The organism is Methanosalsum zhilinae DSM 4017, from assembly GCF_000217995.1.
GTDB lineage: Archaea > Halobacteriota > Methanosarcinia > Methanosarcinales > Methanosarcinaceae > Methanosalsum > Methanosalsum zhilinae.
The window spans coordinates 1,912,335-1,931,529 of record NC_015676.1; the positions used below are offsets into that span (position 1 = coordinate 1,912,335).

General features: G+C 40.7%; 18 protein-coding genes. 10 read left to right on the forward strand and 8 right to left on the reverse strand.

All coding sequences use genetic code 11. The features are described from left to right. Positions 1–5 precede the first annotated feature (5 nt). The 3 genes from mtaA (at position 6) to MZHIL_RS09045 (ending at position 3,405) form a co-directional block, all read left to right on the forward strand. A complete protein-coding gene (mtaA, locus tag MZHIL_RS09035; protein WP_013899069.1) occupies positions 6–1,019 on the forward strand; it encodes a methylcobamide:CoM methyltransferase MtaA in 1,014 nt (337 codons plus the stop codon). Positions 1,020–1,042: 23 nt separating this feature from the next. Further along, positions 1,043–1,630, forward strand: a complete 588-nt coding sequence (locus tag MZHIL_RS09040) for a GTP-binding protein (RefSeq protein ID WP_013899070.1) — start codon at positions 1,043–1,045, stop codon at positions 1,628–1,630. A gap of 80 nt (positions 1,631–1,710) precedes the next feature. Continuing rightward, a complete protein-coding gene (locus MZHIL_RS09045) occupies positions 1,711–3,405 on the forward strand; it encodes an ATP-binding protein (protein ID WP_013899071.1) in 1,695 nt (564 codons plus the stop codon). Positions 3,406–3,415: 10 nt separating this feature from the next. Here the strand turns inward: MZHIL_RS09045 and xseB are convergent, their stop codons facing one another. Both xseB and xseA read right to left on the reverse strand, forming a co-directional pair. Further along, the gene (gene xseB, locus MZHIL_RS09050) at positions 3,416–3,688 is read right to left on the reverse strand and encodes an exodeoxyribonuclease VII small subunit (RefSeq protein WP_013899072.1); all 273 of its coding nucleotides are present in this window, start codon (positions 3,686–3,688) and stop codon (positions 3,416–3,418) included. Between the two features lie 56 nt (positions 3,689–3,744). Then, complete coding sequence (xseA, locus tag MZHIL_RS09055; RefSeq protein WP_013899073.1) at positions 3,745–4,947, reverse strand: exodeoxyribonuclease VII large subunit; 1,203 nt, start codon at positions 4,945–4,947, stop codon at positions 3,745–3,747. A gap of 416 nt (positions 4,948–5,363) precedes the next feature. Here xseA and MZHIL_RS09060 point away from each other — a divergent pair, with 416 nt between their 5' ends. From MZHIL_RS09060 to MZHIL_RS09080, 5 genes are all read left to right on the forward strand, one after another. Further along, positions 5,364–6,695: a right-handed parallel beta-helix repeat-containing protein gene (locus MZHIL_RS09060; protein ID WP_013899074.1), complete on the forward strand. Its 1,332-nt coding sequence runs from the start codon at positions 5,364–5,366 to the stop codon at positions 6,693–6,695. After that, complete coding sequence (locus MZHIL_RS09065; RefSeq protein WP_013899075.1) at positions 6,680–8,854, forward strand: right-handed parallel beta-helix repeat-containing protein; 2,175 nt, start codon at positions 6,680–6,682, stop codon at positions 8,852–8,854. Before MZHIL_RS09060 ends, MZHIL_RS09065 begins: the two co-directional genes overlap by 16 nt. A gap of 85 nt (positions 8,855–8,939) precedes the next feature. Continuing rightward, entirely contained in the window at positions 8,940–10,019 is a 1,080-nt protein-coding gene (locus MZHIL_RS09070) for a PGF-pre-PGF domain-containing protein (protein WP_013899076.1), read from the forward strand. 127 nt (positions 10,020–10,146) lie between these two features. Further along, complete coding sequence (locus MZHIL_RS09075) at positions 10,147–10,470, forward strand: DUF167 domain-containing protein (RefSeq protein WP_013899077.1); 324 nt, start codon at positions 10,147–10,149, stop codon at positions 10,468–10,470. A gap of 20 nt (positions 10,471–10,490) precedes the next feature. Then, a complete protein-coding gene (locus MZHIL_RS09080; RefSeq protein ID WP_013899078.1) occupies positions 10,491–10,922 on the forward strand; it encodes a toprim domain-containing protein in 432 nt (143 codons plus the stop codon). A gap of 76 nt (positions 10,923–10,998) precedes the next feature. On the opposite strand, the gene proB is transcribed toward MZHIL_RS09080, so the two are convergent. The 5 genes from proB to MZHIL_RS09105 form a co-directional block, all read right to left on the reverse strand. Beyond that, positions 10,999–12,126 carry a glutamate 5-kinase gene (proB, locus tag MZHIL_RS09085; RefSeq protein ID WP_013899079.1) on the reverse strand — a complete coding sequence of 376 codons (1,128 nt, stop codon included), beginning with the start codon at positions 12,124–12,126 and terminating at the stop codon, positions 10,999–11,001. Between the two features lie 11 nt (positions 12,127–12,137). After that, positions 12,138–13,508 carry a glutamate-5-semialdehyde dehydrogenase gene (locus tag MZHIL_RS09090; RefSeq protein ID WP_048815566.1) on the reverse strand — a complete coding sequence of 457 codons (1,371 nt, stop codon included), beginning with the start codon at positions 13,506–13,508 and terminating at the stop codon, positions 12,138–12,140. 248 nt (positions 13,509–13,756) lie between these two features. Further along, positions 13,757–14,152: a DUF356 domain-containing protein gene (locus tag MZHIL_RS09095; protein WP_013899081.1), complete on the reverse strand. Its 396-nt coding sequence runs from the start codon at positions 14,150–14,152 to the stop codon at positions 13,757–13,759. 113 nt (positions 14,153–14,265) lie between these two features. Beyond that, on the reverse strand, positions 14,266–15,102 hold the full coding sequence (gene proC / locus MZHIL_RS09100) for a pyrroline-5-carboxylate reductase (RefSeq protein WP_013899082.1): 837 nt from the start codon (positions 15,100–15,102) through the stop codon (positions 14,266–14,268). Positions 15,103–15,205: 103 nt separating this feature from the next. Beyond that, complete coding sequence (locus MZHIL_RS09105; RefSeq protein ID WP_013899083.1) at positions 15,206–15,700, reverse strand: multiprotein bridging factor aMBF1; 495 nt, start codon at positions 15,698–15,700, stop codon at positions 15,206–15,208. A gap of 85 nt (positions 15,701–15,785) precedes the next feature. On the opposite strand from MZHIL_RS09105, the gene MZHIL_RS09110 reads away from it, so the two are divergent. Further along, positions 15,786–17,084 carry a proteasome-activating nucleotidase gene (locus tag MZHIL_RS09110; protein WP_013899084.1) on the forward strand — a complete coding sequence of 433 codons (1,299 nt, stop codon included), beginning with the start codon at positions 15,786–15,788 and terminating at the stop codon, positions 17,082–17,084. 73 nt (positions 17,085–17,157) lie between these two features. Beyond that, on the forward strand, positions 17,158–17,763 hold the full coding sequence (locus MZHIL_RS09115; protein ID WP_013899085.1) for an endonuclease dU: 606 nt from the start codon (positions 17,158–17,160) through the stop codon (positions 17,761–17,763). 2 nt (positions 17,764–17,765) lie between these two features. Here the strand turns inward: MZHIL_RS09115 and glmM are convergent, their stop codons facing one another. Further along, positions 17,766–19,106 carry a phosphoglucosamine mutase gene (glmM, locus tag MZHIL_RS09120; protein WP_013899086.1) on the reverse strand — a complete coding sequence of 447 codons (1,341 nt, stop codon included), beginning with the start codon at positions 19,104–19,106 and terminating at the stop codon, positions 17,766–17,768. Between the last annotated feature and the right edge of the window lie 89 nt (positions 19,107–19,195).

Sequence of the window (19,195 nt, forward strand, 5' to 3'; positions counted from 1 at the left end):
CTATTATGAATCAAAAAGATCGGGTACTGAATGCACTGAACCTCAAAAGCGTGGATAGGGTCCCGGTTGGTTCATTTACTACAACTCCTGTGCTTGAACTTATGGAGGCATGCGGTGCATTCAGACCAGAGGCTGACCATGATCCTGAAAAAATGGCGCTGCTTGCGTTGTCGGCTCATGAAAACTGCGGATTTGAGACCGCCAGGTTTCCTTTTGATATGACCGTCCTTGCAGAGGCTGTGGGATGTACGATAGATCCGGGTACCACCAGCAGGACCCCAGCAGTTATTGAGGGGCTCAAATTTGATGATCCAGATGATCTGAATTTCATACCGGATGACCTTTGCAAAGAGGGCAGAATTCCGCAAGTACTTGAAGCTGCATATATTGTTCGAAAAAGTTTGGGGGATGATGGTTTGACAGTGGCAGGACATGAGGGACCTGTAGACCTTGCTGCAAATATTGTGGGTATGAAGGAATTTCTGCTGTTGACTCTCAAGAACAGGCCCTTTGTTGAGAGATTGCTGGATATATGTGCCGATGCATGTATCGAATACGGTAATGCCTGCATAGCTGCAGGAGCAGATGCTGTATGTGTGGCAGATGCAATTTCATCTCCTGGTATTCTTCCACCTAATGACTTTGAAGAACTTGCCCTTCCCAGATACATCCGTATTTCCAGCAGTCTTAAAGGTCCAGGAGTACTTCATGTATGTGGCAGAGTTGACCTGATCACTGATAGTATTACAGAATGTGGATTTGATGGGATCAGTGTAGAGGAGAGTGTTCAGGATCTGAGAAATCTTATCACAACAGCCCATGAAAAAGATGTGGCTGTAATTGGCAATGTATCTGCATCGTCAACCCTGTACTCTGGTAGTGAGGAGGATGTAAATGCAGAGACTCTAGAAGCCCTTGATTGCGATATTGATATAATTGCACCTGGGTGTGGCATTGCACCAGAGACACCGATAAATAACCTGAAGGCAATGGTGAAGGCCAGAGACAGTTATTATTAGCTGTTTTGGAGTGGGGTAAATTGATGAAAATTATTATGATCGGAGGTATCAGGGGTTCAGGTAAAACTTCTCTGATAAGAAGACTAGCTGGACATTTCACTGCCAGGGGGTTGAAAGTGGGAATTGTTGTTACTGAACTGGGTGAGATTGAATATAATGAGAGTTCAGATGAAGTATTCGTAAAGCATTCTGTGAGTGATTGTGTATCATGTACATTCCGATATGATGTGGTACATGCACTCATTGATATGTTCAGTACTTTTACTCCAGACATTGTTTTTATAGAAATTGCAGGCATTGCATTTCCTGGAAGGCTTGAAGAAGATATCGAAGAGCATGTGGATGTTGCAGGACTTGAGGTTATACCTGTGATATATATGGTGGATGCTGCTGAATTTATACCAGATACTGAAAAGATTCCAAAATTTGTTATAGATCAGATTAACAGTGCTGCTGCAGCCTGTATTAACAGGATCGATCTCGTTGAAGGTGAAAAAATTGAACAGATCAAATATGTACTGGAGAAAACCAGGCCTTCAATTCATGTTTTCTGCTTTTCTTTGAAATTAAATAAAGGAGATCTGGATGATCTTATACAGTTTTTAAGTTAATTATGGCAAATTTAAAATCTATTCATATACCATACATCAATAATGCATAAAAGTATAGTATCTGGGGGTGAATTTTTATAATGGACCAGGAAACTGAAGGTCCTGATCGACATGAATCCTGCATGAGATTTCGTATGATCTTTGAAAACTGTCCCACTGGAATGCTCTATATTAACAGAATGGGACTGGTAGATGATTGCAATAGTAAATCTTTAGAAATACTTGCAGTCAGCAGAGATGATATTGTGGGTTCAGATCCTGGAAGTTTTCTGTCAGGGGAACAGATAAATGAGGTTATTGAATCAATCCTTTCTTCAAAGGTCAATTATCATGAATCTGAATACAGAACAAAGAATCATGATAATCCCATTCCCTTAAAAGTATATCTTAGTCCTCTTCCAGACCAGGAGTTGCCATCCGGGGTAATCTGTGTACTTGAAGATATTTCCAGGGAAAAAAGTATTGAAGAAGCTTTACTTATGGATGAGTCCAGACTGGAGGCGCTCCTTCGTCTACATCAGATGACAGATGCTACAATACAGGAGATAACTGATTTTGCCAGAGAGGAGGCTGTCAGGCTTACTGGAAGCAAACTGGGATATCTTGCCTTTTTGAATGAAACAGAAGATGTTCTTACAATGCATTCATGGTCAAGGGTTGCTATGAAAATATGCAGGATCAGAGACAAACCAATTGAATATCCGGTTGGGACCACTGGCCTCTGGGGTGAGGCGGTAAGGCAGAGAAAGCCTGTTATCACAAATGACTACAGGGAACCCAATCCACTTAAAAAAGGGTATCCAAAAGGTCATGTGGAACTTACCCGGCATATGAATGTACCTGTATTTGATAAGGATAAGATCGTCCTTGTCGCTGGTGTGGGAAATAAGGATACTGATTATGATCAGTCCGATGTTCGCCAGCTTACACTGTTGATGCAGGGTATGTGGACCTTACTCAAACACAAGAAAGCAGAGGATGCTCTGAAGAAATATTCAAATAAACTGTCACAGGTAAATAAAGAGCTATGGGAAGCAAATAAGGAACTTAAGTCCCTCAACCAGCTTAAAAACGAGTTCATATCCAATGTAAGCCATGAACTTAAAACACCTCTGGTTTCGATCAGGGGGTATAGTGAGATCATGAATGGAGAAAACCTTGGTCCGCTAAACGATAAACAAAAAAGGGCAGTTGAAACGATTTTAAGGAACAGTGAACGATTAAGGCGCCATGTTGATTCTCTTATGTATATAAGTATGGAACAGATGGGTAAGATCCGATACAGTTTTGATTCCATAAATATCGAGGGTATTATTGATGATGCAATAACTGATATCCTTCCTCAGATAAGAGATACCGGAAAAGATCTGAAACTTGAGAAGAACGTATCAGAGGATCTACCTGAGATTCAGGGAGATGCCCAGAAACTTACAGATCTGCTGACAAACCTGCTGAGCAATTCTGTTAAGTTTACTCCGGATGGTGGCAGGATATCAATTAATGTGAAGCAGGAGGGCGATGAACTTCACATAGTGGTTGAAGATACAGGTATTGGAATTCCAAAAGAGGTGATACCGGATATTTTTGATAGATTCTATCAGATTGATTCCTCAACAAAGAGAAAATTTGGGGGTACCGGAGTGGGATTGTATATATGCAAGAGCATTGTGGAAGGGCACAGTGGAAAGATATGGGTTGAAAGTGACAGAGGAAAGGGAACATCTGTTCATGTAAAACTGCCTGTAAAAAATAGGCCAGAAGAAAAAAAACAGTAAATAATATTTTTTATTCTTTATCTTCTTTTGAATTAAATGGTTCTGATTTTATTTTTCCACCTTCATTAATGAGTTGCTCTATCCTGCGTTCAGCATTGTCCAGACGTTTCCGGCATCTGCTGGCAAGTTTCATTCCCTGCTCAAAAGTGTCCAGACTCTCGTCCAGGCTCATACGCCCGCACTCAAGCTGTTCCACCAGCAATTCCAGCTTTTCCATTGCTTCTTCAAAAGTCATTTCAACTTCTTCAGCATCAATGTTTTTTTCTTCTTTATTGGATTTCATTCGTTCACCTGAATTCTTCTGTACAGATAATGCTGATAAATCTGTATAAGATCCAATTATCTTTTATTTGTTCTGGTTATGTTCCTGACACTGCATTCGATTATTCCGTCATGAATCATAATTTCTATGTCATCTGCTTCTGTGACCTCATTCACGGAATGTATTATATTGCCTTCAGTGTCCATGGTTATACTATATCCTCTTGCAAGTGTCTGGAGTGGACTTACAGCATCAAGTCTTCCGGCATATTCTCTCAGGAAAGATTTTTTGTTGCGGAGCAGATTTGAAATAATGTATTCCATTCGTGAAGCCGTTTCATCGAGTTTCTGATAGTTTTGAAGTACGTGATCCCTGAACTTCTCCGGCTGAACTCTGGAATGGAGATATTTCAGATCGGTCCTGTGATCTTTGATCTTTTGATCTGTGGACTGTATTATCCTGTGGATCAACGAATCTATGTATTTTTCGAGTTCTGAGCTTGAAGGTATTACCATTTCACATGCAGCAGAGGGCGTAGGTGCTCTAAGATCTGCGGTAAAATCAGCGATCGTATAGTCTGTCTCATGGCCTACTGCTGAAACTATCGGCACATTTGAGTCATGTATGGCTCTTGCAACTATCTCTTCATTAAATGACCAGAGATCTTCCAGTGATCCTCCACCTCTTCCTAAAATAATTACATCTACATCGGTATTGTTCAGCATTTCTATAGCATTTGCCACACTTGAGGCTGATCTTTCACCCTGTACAAGGGCAGGCGCCAGGAGCAGATCTACAGGTAATCGCCTTTGTGCCACATTGAGTATATCGTGTATTGCAGCTCCAGTGGGTGATGTAACAATCCCTATCCTCGAAGGATATTTTGGTATCGGCTTTTTGTGTTCGATCTCAAATAGTCCTTCCTTTTCAAGCCTGTTTTTTAGCTGTTCAAAAGCCTGATACAGTTCTCCTATTCCATCAGGCCTCATATCAAGTATCTGCAACTGATACTGGCCGCGGACAGTATACAGGTCAATCGATCCAAATGCCAGTATGCTCATGGATTTTTCTGGCTGAAATTTAATCTTTCGACTAACTGAGCTAAAGCATACACAGCTTATCTGTGCCTTGCTATCTTTGATCGTGAAATAATAATGACCGCTTCTGTGCAGTGTAAGGTTTGAGATTTCACCTCTGACCCAGACCTGCTGCAGTCCAGGCTCGGATCTTAGCACATTTTTAACATGCTGGTTCAGTTCTGATACAGTAAATATTCCCATGATAATCTCCAGGAGATACAGTATATGTTACCTATATTATTAGGATATGATGGAAGTGGAGTGAAAATATTCTTCCATTTATGTAACTATGTTATGTAACAAAATTCTGTATTTTTCTTCTGTAACAATTCTTCTGTTATTTATTTCTAATCTTTGTACAATACTCTATATGCCCAAAAGATAACGGATTTGAGGGTACAGAAAAACGAACATCACGGTGATCATTGTTTTTGTCGGATTACGGCTCAAACATAAAAACGATTTCCTAAAAACGGCCTTTTACCGTGATTAAGCCGGAAAGTCACAGATTGCAGATATGTGATCTGTGGCAAATCCTGCATGTCAATTGCAGTTTTCCAGGCACGTATCCTTCAAAGCTGTATCCAAATCAAAAAAAGCGGGATATGGGGGTAAGTATGTTGATACAATCAAGAATAATGAATAAAGAGACTACTGGATCTATATTGAAAATAGGAATGATCGCATTTTTAATGGTAATGTTTATGGCAGTAGCTGCATCAGCAGATGTTGACAGCGGATCCGTTGAAATTGTGAACGAAAGTGGTGCGAATGATATATTTGATTCGATTCAGGCTGCCATTAATGCTGCAGAAGACGGAGACACTATTGTAGTGAATGAAGGAACTTATAAAGAATCCCTGAGTATAACTAAAGAAGGTTTAACCATACAGGGAATGGATCAGGATAACGTAATAATTGATGCCAGTGATAAATCAGGCTATGCGATATCTGTTGAAGCTTCAAATGTTAGTCTTGAATCATTTACTCTTGTTGGAACAGGTGATCAGACACATGGCTATGGAATCAAGGTAGGGCCTGAAAGCAATGGAATTCTAATATATGATATAAGTGTTAAAGACAGTCAGAGAACAGCCATTGACCTTCATGGAGTCAGTGATGCTCTGGTCAAGGATGTCCATGTTTTTGGTGTTGCTTCTGGAAATGGAATTGCAGTTACTGATTCTGAAGATGTTGTGATTGATGGAGCTGTAACCGATTCCAATGCATGGGGTGGTATTGCGCTTTACACAAGTGGAAATTACGTCGACGCCGGGATCCGTAATATAGCAATCATAAATTGTCTGTTCTCCAATGAACAGAATGGAATTTATCTTCATGACAGTGCAGATGCAGGTGAAAACGCATTCGTTGATATATCTATTATAGATAACGCCTTTAATAACAATAGTATTCAGATTTCAACAATAAATAAAGACAAAATTCCGTCGTATGTCAGTGACATCAATTTCAATGACCTGGCTGAAGAAAACACATTTGATCTTTCTGTTGTGGTTCTTGACGAAGAATCCAAAATAAAGGTTCCTGTAATCTTTAGCAGTATACAGGATGCAATTGGTGCTGCAGAAGCTGGAGATACTATTGAAGTTTCTGAAGGTACTTATAACGATGATTTAACTATTGATAAAGCCAGTCTTACCATAAGATCACTTTCAGGACCTGCTGAAACCACCATTATGGGTGCTACAGTTAAGGTTGCTGCTGATGATGTGACAATTGATGGTTTTACAATTGACAATGAAGGTGGAGAGCGTGTAGTCGGTCCTGGTAGTACCAGCAATACTACAATCAAAAACAATGTACTTGTTAATTCTATGCGAGGTATCCAGGGTGACTGGTATGGAATACCTGCAGACCTTACGATCTTAAACAATGTGTTTAAACGCAGTATGGGATTGCTGGAACTGAGGGTATGTCTAATCTATTGATAGAGAATAATATATTTGAAACATCTGATGAGGGAATAGGACTTGGTGAAGGTGTAGAAATCAAGAACATTATCGGTAACCACTTTTCAGGCGAAGGTGTGCACATAAAAGACTATCGAACTGCCCCTGAAATGACATACATTGATACTTTGTTAAATGAGAATACTTTTGGCACAACTGTTATTGTTCAGGACCATGAAGGAAACATAGAGCTGGCAACTATTTTCAGCAGCATACAGGCTGCGATCAATGAAGCTTCAGGTGGAGACATTATTGAAGTGGCTTCAGGCAGTTATGAAGAAGTTATCACGGTAGATGTGGAAAACATAACTCTCAGGTCTGCAGAAAGGCATGGTGCTGTTATCAATGGCACTGTAACAATAAAGGCAGATAATGTTACAGTGGATGGATTTACAATCAGGGATAGTGAAGCACCTGTTTTGATAGAATTCCATGGTACTGATGGGACTTCAATTCTTAATAACAGAGCAGAAGCAAGTCTTAACTCACAGGCAAAGCTGGCAGCAGGGAACTGGTATGGTGCCAGTGTCGGTGATTCCTCAATAAAAAACAATGAATTTGTTGGGGCAGTTGGTCTCTATCCAAAGGACGGGGCTGTTATAGAGATTGTTAACAATACAGTAAATGGTGCATATCATGAAGGAATATGGCTTGTTCCCGATGCTGATGTAGTGCTAACTATTGAGGATAATACAATAACTGACCATGATCTTGCAGGTGATAATCTTTCAGAAATAAAGGTAGTCAGCAGACCTGCGTCAATCAATGATGAAACAACATCAGGTGAAATGAAAGAATCTCTGTTGATTGAAAATTCAGTAGACTCTGTATACCTGCAGTGGGCAACGGTAAAGGATGGTCAGAGTATTCAGGATGCTATTGATGCAGCGCTTGAGGGTGATACTATAGAGGTACACCCAGGGACCTATACGGAATCACTGTCTGTTAACAAAGACAGCCTTATTTTAAAATCTTTAGAAAAACATGAAGCTAAGGTTGATCGAATAAGAATTCAGGCAGATAATGTAAGGATAGATGGTTTTTACCTGCAGGGAGATGGAACACTTCGTGGTGCCATTGACGAAACGGGTTCCAGGACCGGTTATACAATTGAGAACAACCTTATAAGAGACCATATAACTGGTATTTTCATAAACGACGGATCAGATGGGGTCATTGATAATAACGTAATAGATAACGTTGTTGCTGGTATTGCCCTATCAAGTGGTACATCAAGCCATACTGTCATAAACAATATTATTACAAATGCTTCTGATGAATGTATAGGAATAGCAGGGCCAGATAATAATATTGAGAAGAATGAACTGAGAGATTCGTCTGCAGGTATAAAAATATTTAAGGGCACATGGTCACTGGAAAACACCATCATCACAGATAACGTGTTCTGCAGCAGCAATAACTATGCAATTTCTAATGAAGCTTTAGAATTAATTGATGCCCGTTACAACTGGTGGGGACATCCGTCCGGTCCATCCGGTGCAGGTCAGGGTTCAGGTGCTGCTGTTTCAGATAATGTAGACTATCGTCCATGGCTTCTTGAGGCTGGCGGTGAAAGATTTGATTTCACACTTGTTCTTGGACAGGGCTGGAATGTTGTCTCTGCTCCTTCGAATATTGAACAATATGAGATCAAGGGTGATGTTGCAGCATGGCTGGCACATACAGCATCTGGCTGGGTAAGCGATGAGTCTGTTATATCAAAGGAGTTCAAAAACCCTGCAGGAGCTGTGTTTGTAAATGCCAATGAGACACTTGGTGTAGGTTATATATGGGCTGATTTTGGACCTGGAGATGACTTTGCAAACAAACAGCTCAGAGAAGGCTGGAATCTCATAGGCGTAGGTAATACGGATGATTCCATGAATCGCCTGAGCAATCTGAAATATGAAAGTGGGGAAGGTATAACCTCCATTTACTCTCCAAATGTCTTCAACCAGGTGAAGGATGTAAGTTACCACTGGCAGATATCACAGATGGATAAGACCTCATGGAAAAATGAGGATAAGATGTATCGCCTGGATGGTTACTGGGTTTATCTGCGCGGATCCGATCGGGTGCACAGCGTGACCGTAGAACCTGCAGGATCTGCATCTGACCTGGTTTCTGAAGCCATTTGAATACAATAGGGGTGCTTCAAAAAAAATGTGAACATATCAGCTGGCTTAATGCTGGCTGATATATATTTTAGGGGGAATTTTGCATATGAAATATAAACTTATTATCTGTACTCTAATTATGATGATTGCACTGGGGCTTACAACAACTGCCTGCGCAGATGAGTCTCAGTTACCTGAACTGCCTGCACTCTGTTACGGTACAGTATATATCAATGGTGAACCTGCTCCTGAAGGTACAGTTATTGAAGCTGTTGCTGATGGAGAGGTAAAAGGAACGTTCATTGTGGATGAGGCAGGAAAGATTGGGGGTCCTCAGACCCAGTCCAAAATGGCAGTTGAAGGAGGGCTTGATGGAATGGTTGTGGAATTTTATCTAAGCGGTGAAATTGATGGTCAGTCGTTTTCAGATAAAAAAGCAGGTGAACAGATGTACTGGGGTTCTGGGAATATAGAAGAATTCAGCTTCAATGCAGAATTTGATATTCCAACTTCCGCAACCGAACCTGATGGAGAACCGCGATCCACACAATCACCACCCATAACTATGGTCAAAGGAACTGACGTTACATTTATGGAATCTGAATCACTCATGCTTGATACTCCATCCCGGGACCTTGTCTTGAACTTTGAAAATATAGGATTTACTCTAAATATTGAAACAGAGACGGAAGTTTCCGGTGTATCTGTTGATATCACCGGTACAGAGTCCAGACCTGATAATGTGAAGGATGAACTTCCTGGTATGGTTTATATGTATCTTATCATAGAAGTTCATGATATTGATCCAGCTAACATCAGAAATGCAGATATTCACTTTAGCCTGGAAGATGAATGGCTTCATAATAACAATGTGGATGCTGGACAGGTGGTACTTGCAAGGTATTCTGATAATGAGGGTGCATGGTCAACACTGGAAACGTCTATTGCAGGCCATGAGAATGGCAGGGTGTACTTTGTGTCTCAGACCTCAGGCTTTTCTGTCTTTGCCATAACTGTAATGGATATTGTATCTGATGATCCGGTGACAGTACCTGATGACAGCTTACCTGAAACTCCTGCACCGGATGGACCGGAAGGGGTTGAGGCAATACCAGGGTTTGGATTTTCACTGGCTGCTATTGGAATGCTTGCTGCTGCAGGATTAGCTGTTCAGAGAAAAAAATAATTCTGGATGGAATTTAAGTATGATGGCAGAAAAGGGATTAACATTCCTTCTGCCATTTTTTCATTTTAGTGCCATTTTTATTTATCAGGGAAAATATTTTTAATAATAAGGTCAACTAATATCCTATATGTCACTTGATGATGCCGTCAAAGAGATGGACGATGGAGTAATTATTGATGTTGATGTGACTCCTGAATCTAAAAAGCTGTGCGTACCATGTGGTTATAACCAGTGGAGGCATTCTATCCATGTAAAGCTTACTCAAAAACCCCGAAATGGGAAGGCAAATGAACAGCTTATTGAACACTTTTCTCAGTTATTCGGGGTTGGGACTAAGAGTATAGAAATACTAAGCGGAGCAAAGGGTAGCAAAAAGTGTCTGGCTGTAAAGGGTATAGATCGCCATTATGCAATCAAAATACTCACAAATAGCCTGAGAGAATCAGAATAATATCAGCAGGGGATTTTTATCTGACAGATCTGCTTGAATACAGAAACCGGCTTGAAAGGGTTGAAGAACTGCTTGATGAACTTGAACAGAGGGCTATTTTAGGTGAAATTATAATAGTTGAAGGAAAAAGGGATGTTCTGTCCCTAAACAAGCTTGGAATAAAGGGTAATATAAAAACTGCAAGTCATCAGCCTCTTTTAAATTTTGCTGAACTTATTGAACGTAGTGGTGAAAATGTTGTCATATTAACAGACTGGGATCGAAGAGGTGATATTCTTGCATCCAAGATTGCCGGTTATCTGGAACATTCAGGTATTGAGGTGGACACGGATATACGCATGCGTCTGCAATCTCTGGTTAAGAAGGAGATCAAGGATATTGAAAGTGTTTACACATATGTTACAAAACTTCGTCAGCTAGCCGGTAATGAAAAATGGGAATACTGGCTATGACCATTCATATATTTGATAATCCATATTTTTCCGGCGTAGAATCGCCTGGATACCGATATATCAATGTCAAAGTATTTTAAAATATTAGACCTATGTTCTCCTGCTTGATAACATGGTTGTAGTTCTTGTATCCCAGTATATCAGCAATCTTATCGGTATGTACGCCTTTTATTTTGCTCAGTTCATCTGAACTGTAATCTGTAATACCCTTTGCAAAGAGGTATCCATCACACTCGATTTCTATAATGTCTCCACGCTCGAATGTTCCGATAACATCTATCACACCGGATGGCAAAAGACTCATACTGCTCTCAATTGCATCCTTTGCACCGGGATCCACAATTATTTTACCGGACGATTTTGAAAGGATTATCCATCGAATACGGTTCTTATGGACATCTTCATTTGTCAGGAACAGTGTTCCGATATTTTCTCCATCCAGGATCCTTAGAATTACATTGTCTATACTGCTGTTTGCAATTATCATGTAACACCCGGCCATATTGCATATCCTGGCAGCTTCTATTTTAGTTCTCATACCTCCAACACCTTTAGTGCTGGTAGGATTTCCTCCAAAGCTCTCTATTTCAGGTGTTATCTTTTCAACGGTATCAAGGAGCTTTGCATCAGGGTTTCTTTTCGGATTTTTATCATACAGGCCATCAATGTCTGAAAGCATTATGAGCAGGTCGGCTTCCGTTTTGCTTGCAACCATAGCAGATAGCTTGTCATTGTCTCCAAAAGTAGCTTCTATTTCATGTACACAGGTACAGTCATTTTCATTTATTATAGGGACAACACCATAGCTGAGAAGTGTTGATATGCTGTTCCTAAGGTTGAGATAGGTGAGACGGTTTGAAAATGATTCGTATGATAGAAGTATCTGTGCTACGTCAAGGTCGTATTTCTTAAATGTACTGCTCCACTCCTGCATTAGAATGCTTTGACCTACAGCAGCGGCAGCCTGGCGTATAGGTATTTCCCTGGGTCTGTATCCCAGCTTAAGCATCTCAATTCCGATTCCTATGGACCCGGAGCTAACAATTATTACCTGCTTGTTCTGTTTATGCAGATGGGATACCTGGGCTGCAATCCGGTCCATAAAATCGCGGTTTAGACCCCCATCTTCACGGGTTATTGATGATGTCCCTATCTTTATGACGATTTTATTGACATCATTAAGTATTTTCATCCTATCTGTCAATACAAATTTCCTCACATAACCTTTTTATCTGTTTTCAGATTGAGCATATTCTCAAGGCTTATATCCAGTTTGCGATGGGTATATTTCTTTTTGCCTGTATTTTCAAAATCTGCGACTGTATCTCCATTCCCAATGAGGACATATTTATAGATCACGAGACCTTCCATTCCTACAGGCCCCCGTGCATGTATTTTATTTGTACTGATCCCTACCTCTGCTCCTTTTCCATATCTATAGCCGTCGGCAAATCTGGTGGAAGCATTTATTATGGTACTGGATGAATCAACCAGACTGATAAATTCTGCTTTTTTCTGCTCGTCTTCAGTCACAATTGCATCGGTGTGGTGTGAACCATAGCTATTGATATGGTCTATCGCTTCTGCCATTGAGTTTGTAAGTTTTACTGAAAGTATCAGATCATTATATTCACTCTTCCAGTCATCTTCAGAAGCTCTTTTTAGTTTAAGTCCTTTAATGTTTTCAAGTATACTGAAAGATTCATCATCACATCGAAGCTCAACACCTGCTTCCATATATCTCTGTGCCATTTCTGGCAAAAATCGAGAAGCAACTGTATGGTCTACAAGCATTGTTTCCATTGCATTACATACTGCCGGATATTGCACCTTTGAGTCAAAACAGACATTGTAAGCTTTATCCAGATCAGCTGCTTCATCTACGTATACATGACATATTCCATCAGCATGGCCCAGTACAGGTATTCTGGTATTGTCCTGTATGAACCTGACAAAATCATTTGAACCTCTGGGTATGAGAAGATCAATATACTGATCCATTCTGAGTATATCCATTACTTCTTCTCTTGTTTCCATCAGATGGAATGCATCGTATGGTATGGTTCCTGTATTTCTGAGTGCTTCGATCATCACATCAAATAGCGCTTTGTTGGAGTAAAGGGCTTCACTTCCACCCTTAAATATAACTGCATTTCCGCTTTTAAGACACAGGGACATGATCTGGGGAACTACATCTGGTCTGGATTCGAAAACAACACCAATAAGTCCTATGGGGCAGGTTACCTTGCACAGGTTTAGTCCTTCAGAGAGTTCTATTGAGCTGATTGTCTTTCCTGAAGGATCATCCAGTGTCATCACGTCTCTAATTCCGCTGATCATTGAATCGATCTTTTTATCGTTCACTTTCAGCCTGTCAACAAGTGCCTGTGAGAGTTTTCCCTCTCTTTTCAGTTGTTCAGCGTTTTCCAGGTCTTTTTCATTTGCCTGGAGTATAGAACTGCGGTTATTATCCAGAGCTCTGGCAATTGCTTCAAGGGCTTTGTCCTTTTCACCAGTCCTGATGCTTGAAAGAATGATAGATGCCTTTTTTGCAGCCATCACTTTGGATTCAATTTCTGTGACCATGGTCATAATCACCTACAATGAACTTTATGGTTTGCTATCCTGATGCAGACTCTTTACACATATAGTTATCGATAGTCTATATATGGCTAGTCTGCACTATACACCTCCAGGTTAAGCAGCTGGAATGCTTCTGCTTTTGTATAGCTGTAGCAGAAATATCTAATGATTTTTATAGCAACAGCTGGCATAGCAGGTAGATTATAATCCATTTTATGAAAATTGTAATTTTGAAGTTTAAAATGTCAGTATCATGATATTTTTGCACTGTCAATGAACCTGCTACGATTCATACTTCTATCAAATTCGGGGTATTCTTCAGCCTTTTCAACCAGTTCTGAATACACACCATGCCTTGGACTCACGACAACAATGTGTGCTGGAGGATGTATTTTTCTCAGCTTGTTAATTATAGCCCCTGCATTACTTCCAACTTCCACCAATGCTGCAGAACTGCATCTTGTTTTAAGTGGCACTCCCATAACACTAACAAGCACGTTATCTGCAAACTCTGGTTCTATATATTTTGGTTCTGATAGAAAATTTATATGACCGTACTGTTGCATATCATGTAATGCAATTTTAACCTTGTCTGTATTGTCCCCACGTACTACCGCAAACGATTTTATGTTTTTCCACTCCTGCACAATAATAACCCATTATATAGTACTACCAATTGATATTCTCTTTTTAAATATAAGTAACTTCCTATGGATCATTTTGGTGCAAAAAATGAACTGGAAGCGGAATTTAGAACGGATTATTGTTCCTTTTTTCCAAGTTCCCTGGAACGCTTTGAACTTTCTATCACTGCATTCATAAACGCAGCTCTGATTCCGTATTCTTCAAGTGTGTGGACACCCCTTATTGTTGTTCCCCCAGGAGAAGTGACCATGTCTTTTAGCTCACCGGGATGTTTTCTGGAAATCATCATCATTTTTGCGGCTCCAAGAACGGTCTGTGCAGCAAGAGTCAGTGCACTTTGTCTGTCAAGCCCTTCATGTACCGCACCATCCGCCATTGCTTCTATTATTGGAAAAATAAATGCCGGGCCACTGCCAGATAGGCCGGTAACAGAATCCATCAGATTTTCAGATATGACTATTGCACTGCCAACAGATTCGAATATATCAACTGCGGTTTCAGTGTCTTCAATGGTTGCATTTTTACCGGGTGATATTGCAGTGGCACCCTCTGAGACGGTTGCTGCAATATTTGGCATGACCCTGACAACCCTTGTACCGGATTCCAGTTCACTCTCTATATCAGCAGCTCTGACACCTGCTGCAATGGATATCACCAGTTTCTTATTATCAATCGAAGACCTGATTTCACTGAGTACAGATTTGAGTATCTGGGGCTTTACTGCAAGGATTATTATATCTGAATTCATCACTGTAAGATTATTATCTGTTGAAATGTTAATCCCCAGTTCCTTGTTCAATTTATCAAGTGCAGGGAAATATTTATCGCTTGCATGAATACTGTTTTCCGGGACAAGTCTGGATTTGATGATCCCTCTTATCAGTGCCTCTCCCATTTTTCCTGTACCTATGAATCCTATCTTTTTACCTGTCATGTTGGTTTTGGTGTCCATGTTACCATCCTTTGGTTATTGCAGGCAGGATTTTGTTCAATGTAGTCAGTATCCTGCATTTGGAATGTACCTGAGTCAATGATCAGGGAGTATTTATTCTTCTTTATTTTCTTTTAATTTTCACAATGTCTCCCAGTGTTGTTCCCCTGCTGAAGTTATCTCCACTCCAGTCATCTTCTCCCACTCTTTCTGTTAGTGTGACATCCAGTGCTCTTTCTATTTTTTTAAGCACAGAATCTTCGGGAACAATGTCTCCACGCTCTATTTTTTTGATCAGTGACTCTTTTTCCTTGATCTTTAAAGCCAGTTCTTCCTGTGTCCAGTTAAGTTTTTCTCTGGAATCCCTTATGATATTATTATAATCTTCAACAAGTTCTTCCTTTATATCTGCTAGCGGATCTGGACGTGCAGGACGCGGACGACTCTTTTTTGCTGATGGCTGCTGTGCAACAGGCGCAATTTTTCTGGATACTGGCTTTCTTTTATTGGTAGAAGTTCCATATTGTGCACATCTGGGACAGGCATCAAGTTCAGAACCTTCGATCATCACCTTTGAAGGCTTATCCCGTATTTCAGCACCGCATATTTCACATTGCATATCGTATCAACTCTTAGAAGAATAGATTGAATCTCTCTTCGAAAGGGCTATATTGGAGTAAGAACTTAAATACTATTCGGAGCTTATGAGGGAAAGTACAGGTAGTAATATAGATCGTAAAGATTGCAAGATTCCGGATATGAGTAATATTGGCAAGGAATACCTTGAAGCTGACAGTGACGAGGATTTCTCCAAATACCTGCTGGATCGTATGAAACAGCTGGAATCAAGAAACAATTATTTGAAAGAGCAGTGCGACCAGATCGAGTCTGAAAAAAGAATCATAGAAAATGAAAAGCTTAGATATGAGCGTGAAGTCCGAAAAATGCAGGCCGAGATTGACAGGCTGAAGAAGTCACCTCTTGTTGTGGGTACAATCCTCAATTTTGTTGATGACGAAAGGGTGCTTGTTAAAAGCAGTACAGGTCCTGAATTTCTTGTAGGAGTTTCCCGGTACCTTGATGATGTTAACCTGAAACCTGGAGCTAAAGTAGCCCTGAACCAGAACTCACTTGCAATAGTAGATATCATACCGGTTGCAGAAGATCCGGAAGTATTTGCTATGCAGTTTGTGGAACCTGTAGATGATCTGGGTTTTGATTATGATGATATTGGGGGACTTGATGAGCAGATCCAGGAAATAGTTGAGTCTGTGGAGATGGCTCTGAAGAAACCGGAAATATTTGATAGGATAGGGATATCTCCGCCCCGCGGAGTACTACTCTATGGTCCGCCAGGTACTGGAAAGACACTGCTTGCAAAGGCAGTTGCCCACCGAACTGAAGCTACCTTTATCAGAGTGGTTGGTTCAGAACTTGTCCAGAAATATATAGGAGATGGTTCTAAACTGGTAAGGGAGATCTTCGAAACTGCAAGAAAGAAAGCACCGAGCATAATATTCATCGATGAACTTGATGCCATAGCAGCCAGGAGACTCGATGACACCACCGGTGCAGATCGGGAGGTGCAGAGAACACTGATGCAACTTCTGGCAGAAATGGATGGGTTCTATGATCGGGGAAATGTACGGATCATAGCAGCCACCAACAGGCCTGATGTACTTGACCCTGCGATTATTAGACCCGGCAGATTTGATCGTGTGGTATGTGTTCCTCTTCCGGATACGGACTCAAGAGAACAGATACTGAGGATACATACGCGGAAGATGCAAATATCAAAGGATATAAACTTCAGGGAAATCTCCTCCCGTACCGAAGGAGCCAGTGGTGCGGATCTCAATGCCATAGTCATGGAGGCAGGAATGTATGCTGTACGTGCTGAAAGGGAATCTGTGACCATGGAAGATTTTCTAAATGCCATCAGGAAAGTTATGGCAAATATACAGAAGCCTTTATTTGGAAACCCTGAAGCGATGTTTGTGTAAATGTTAATCCTGCATTTTATTATTTTTAATTTTTAAATAAATTATACATACCGGTGTACATTATTGATGGAGGATGACTTCCAGAGTGCACATAAAACAGGAAATAAGGATCCTTGGAATAGATGATTCTGCACTTATCAGTGATAAAATAAGGATAGTGGGTGCCTTTTTCAGAGGAGGGCAGTGGCTGGATGGGGTTCTCAGTTCAATGATAACCCGTGATGGTATGGATGCCACAGATGTGATCATTGATATGGTAACCTCAAGCAAGCATTACTGCCAGGTAAGGACTATCATGCTGGATGGAATAACATATGGTGGATTCAATCCAATCGATATTGTCCGGGTTCATAGAGAAACAGATATACCGGTGATCGTTGTTATGCGCAGGTGCCCGGACTTTGATAAGATAAGGCTCGCACTCACTCATTTTGATGATGGTTCTCAAAGATTTGAAATCATCAAAAATGGTGGAAAAATAAGCAGGGTGCATATCTCCGATTACAGGATAGCTAATTCCACGAGCCCGGTTTATATCCAGGTCAGTGGTATTTCCATAGAGGATGCATCAAGAATAATACAGATTACATGTACCCGTGGCAATATACCTGAACCATTAAGGGTTGCTCACCTGATTGCCACGGGAATTGTGTGTGGTGAATCCAGGGGAAAGGCCTGAGTTCACCTGTACTTCTCCACCATTTCTTTTCCAAACTTCATCAATTCTTCTGCTCTTGTCATAGTCTTTGATTCTGCAAATATTCTGATAAGGGGTTCTGTTCCTGATGGTCTGATCAGAAGCCATCCGTCTTCATACCATATCTTGATTCCATCAGTGGTATCTATCTTTTCTTCAGATTGCAGAACTTCTGATTTTGCTGCTTCCATTGTTTTATTCAAATTATCACAGTAGACCTTTGTCTTTGAGTTGAAATAGACAGGTACACCTTCTGTGATATATGATAATTTTTCACCATCTGCCATCATTTCAAGTATCTTGGCACATGCCATCCCCCCATCGCGACAATACTGGTGTTCAGGGAAGATGAATCCACCATTTCCCTCTCCTCCAAAGACCGCAGATGTTTCCATCATTTTTCTGGCTACATTGATGGATCCAACAGCTGTCCATATTATCTCGACCCCTGCATCCTTTGCAACATCTGCCATTCTCTGTGATGAACTGACCGGAGTTACGATAGGTCCTTTTTTCTGGGCCAGAATATATTTTGCTACCGTGGCAAGCAGAACCTCTTCATTTATAAAATTCCCCTTCTCATCAAAGAACACAGCCCTGTCAGCATCTCCATCCTGTGCAACTCCCATATCAGCTCCACTGTACTGTATCACTTCCTTCAGTTCACCCAGTGATTCGATTGTAGGCTCCGGGTTGCGCCAGGGGAAGGTTCCGTCTATCTGGGAATTGATGGTTATCACCTCGCAGCCAAGTTTTCTCAAAAGGAAAGGTAAGGTAAGGGAACCGGCACCACATCCTGTATCAACAGCGACCCTGAATTTTCTTGAACGTATTTTTTCAGTATCAACTGCATTCATTATTCCTCTGATATAATAATCATTTACTGAATTGTCTGTAATAATTTCTCCTGTGCAGTCCCAGGTGGCAGCTTTGTATTCTCTGGAATAGTATATCTTTTCAATTTCATTTTCTCCTTTGCGGGAAAATTCACTGCCATCTCCTGCTATTAATTTAATCCCATTGTATTCTCTTGGATTGTGAGAGGCGGTGATGGCAATCCCTGCATCTCCATGGTCTCTGGTATAGTACTGGATGGCTGGTATTGGTGCCATTCCAACATCAATCACAAAGAGGCCGGACGAAAGAGCCCCGGCAATGGCTGCAGATTCAAGCATCTGACCGGATATTCGTGTATCTCTACCAATCACAACTCTTTTATCTGGTCCCAGATATGTACCAAGACTTTTTGCAATATCCATTACAAGCTGTGGCGTAATGAACTCATTGGCAATTCCCCTTACTCCGTTTGTTCCAAACAATGTCATCAACAAGCACCTCAAATAAAATTATATTTAATGGATGATACTTACCTTTAATAATGTGATTAATTGATTTAACTCTTGGGGAAGTTCCC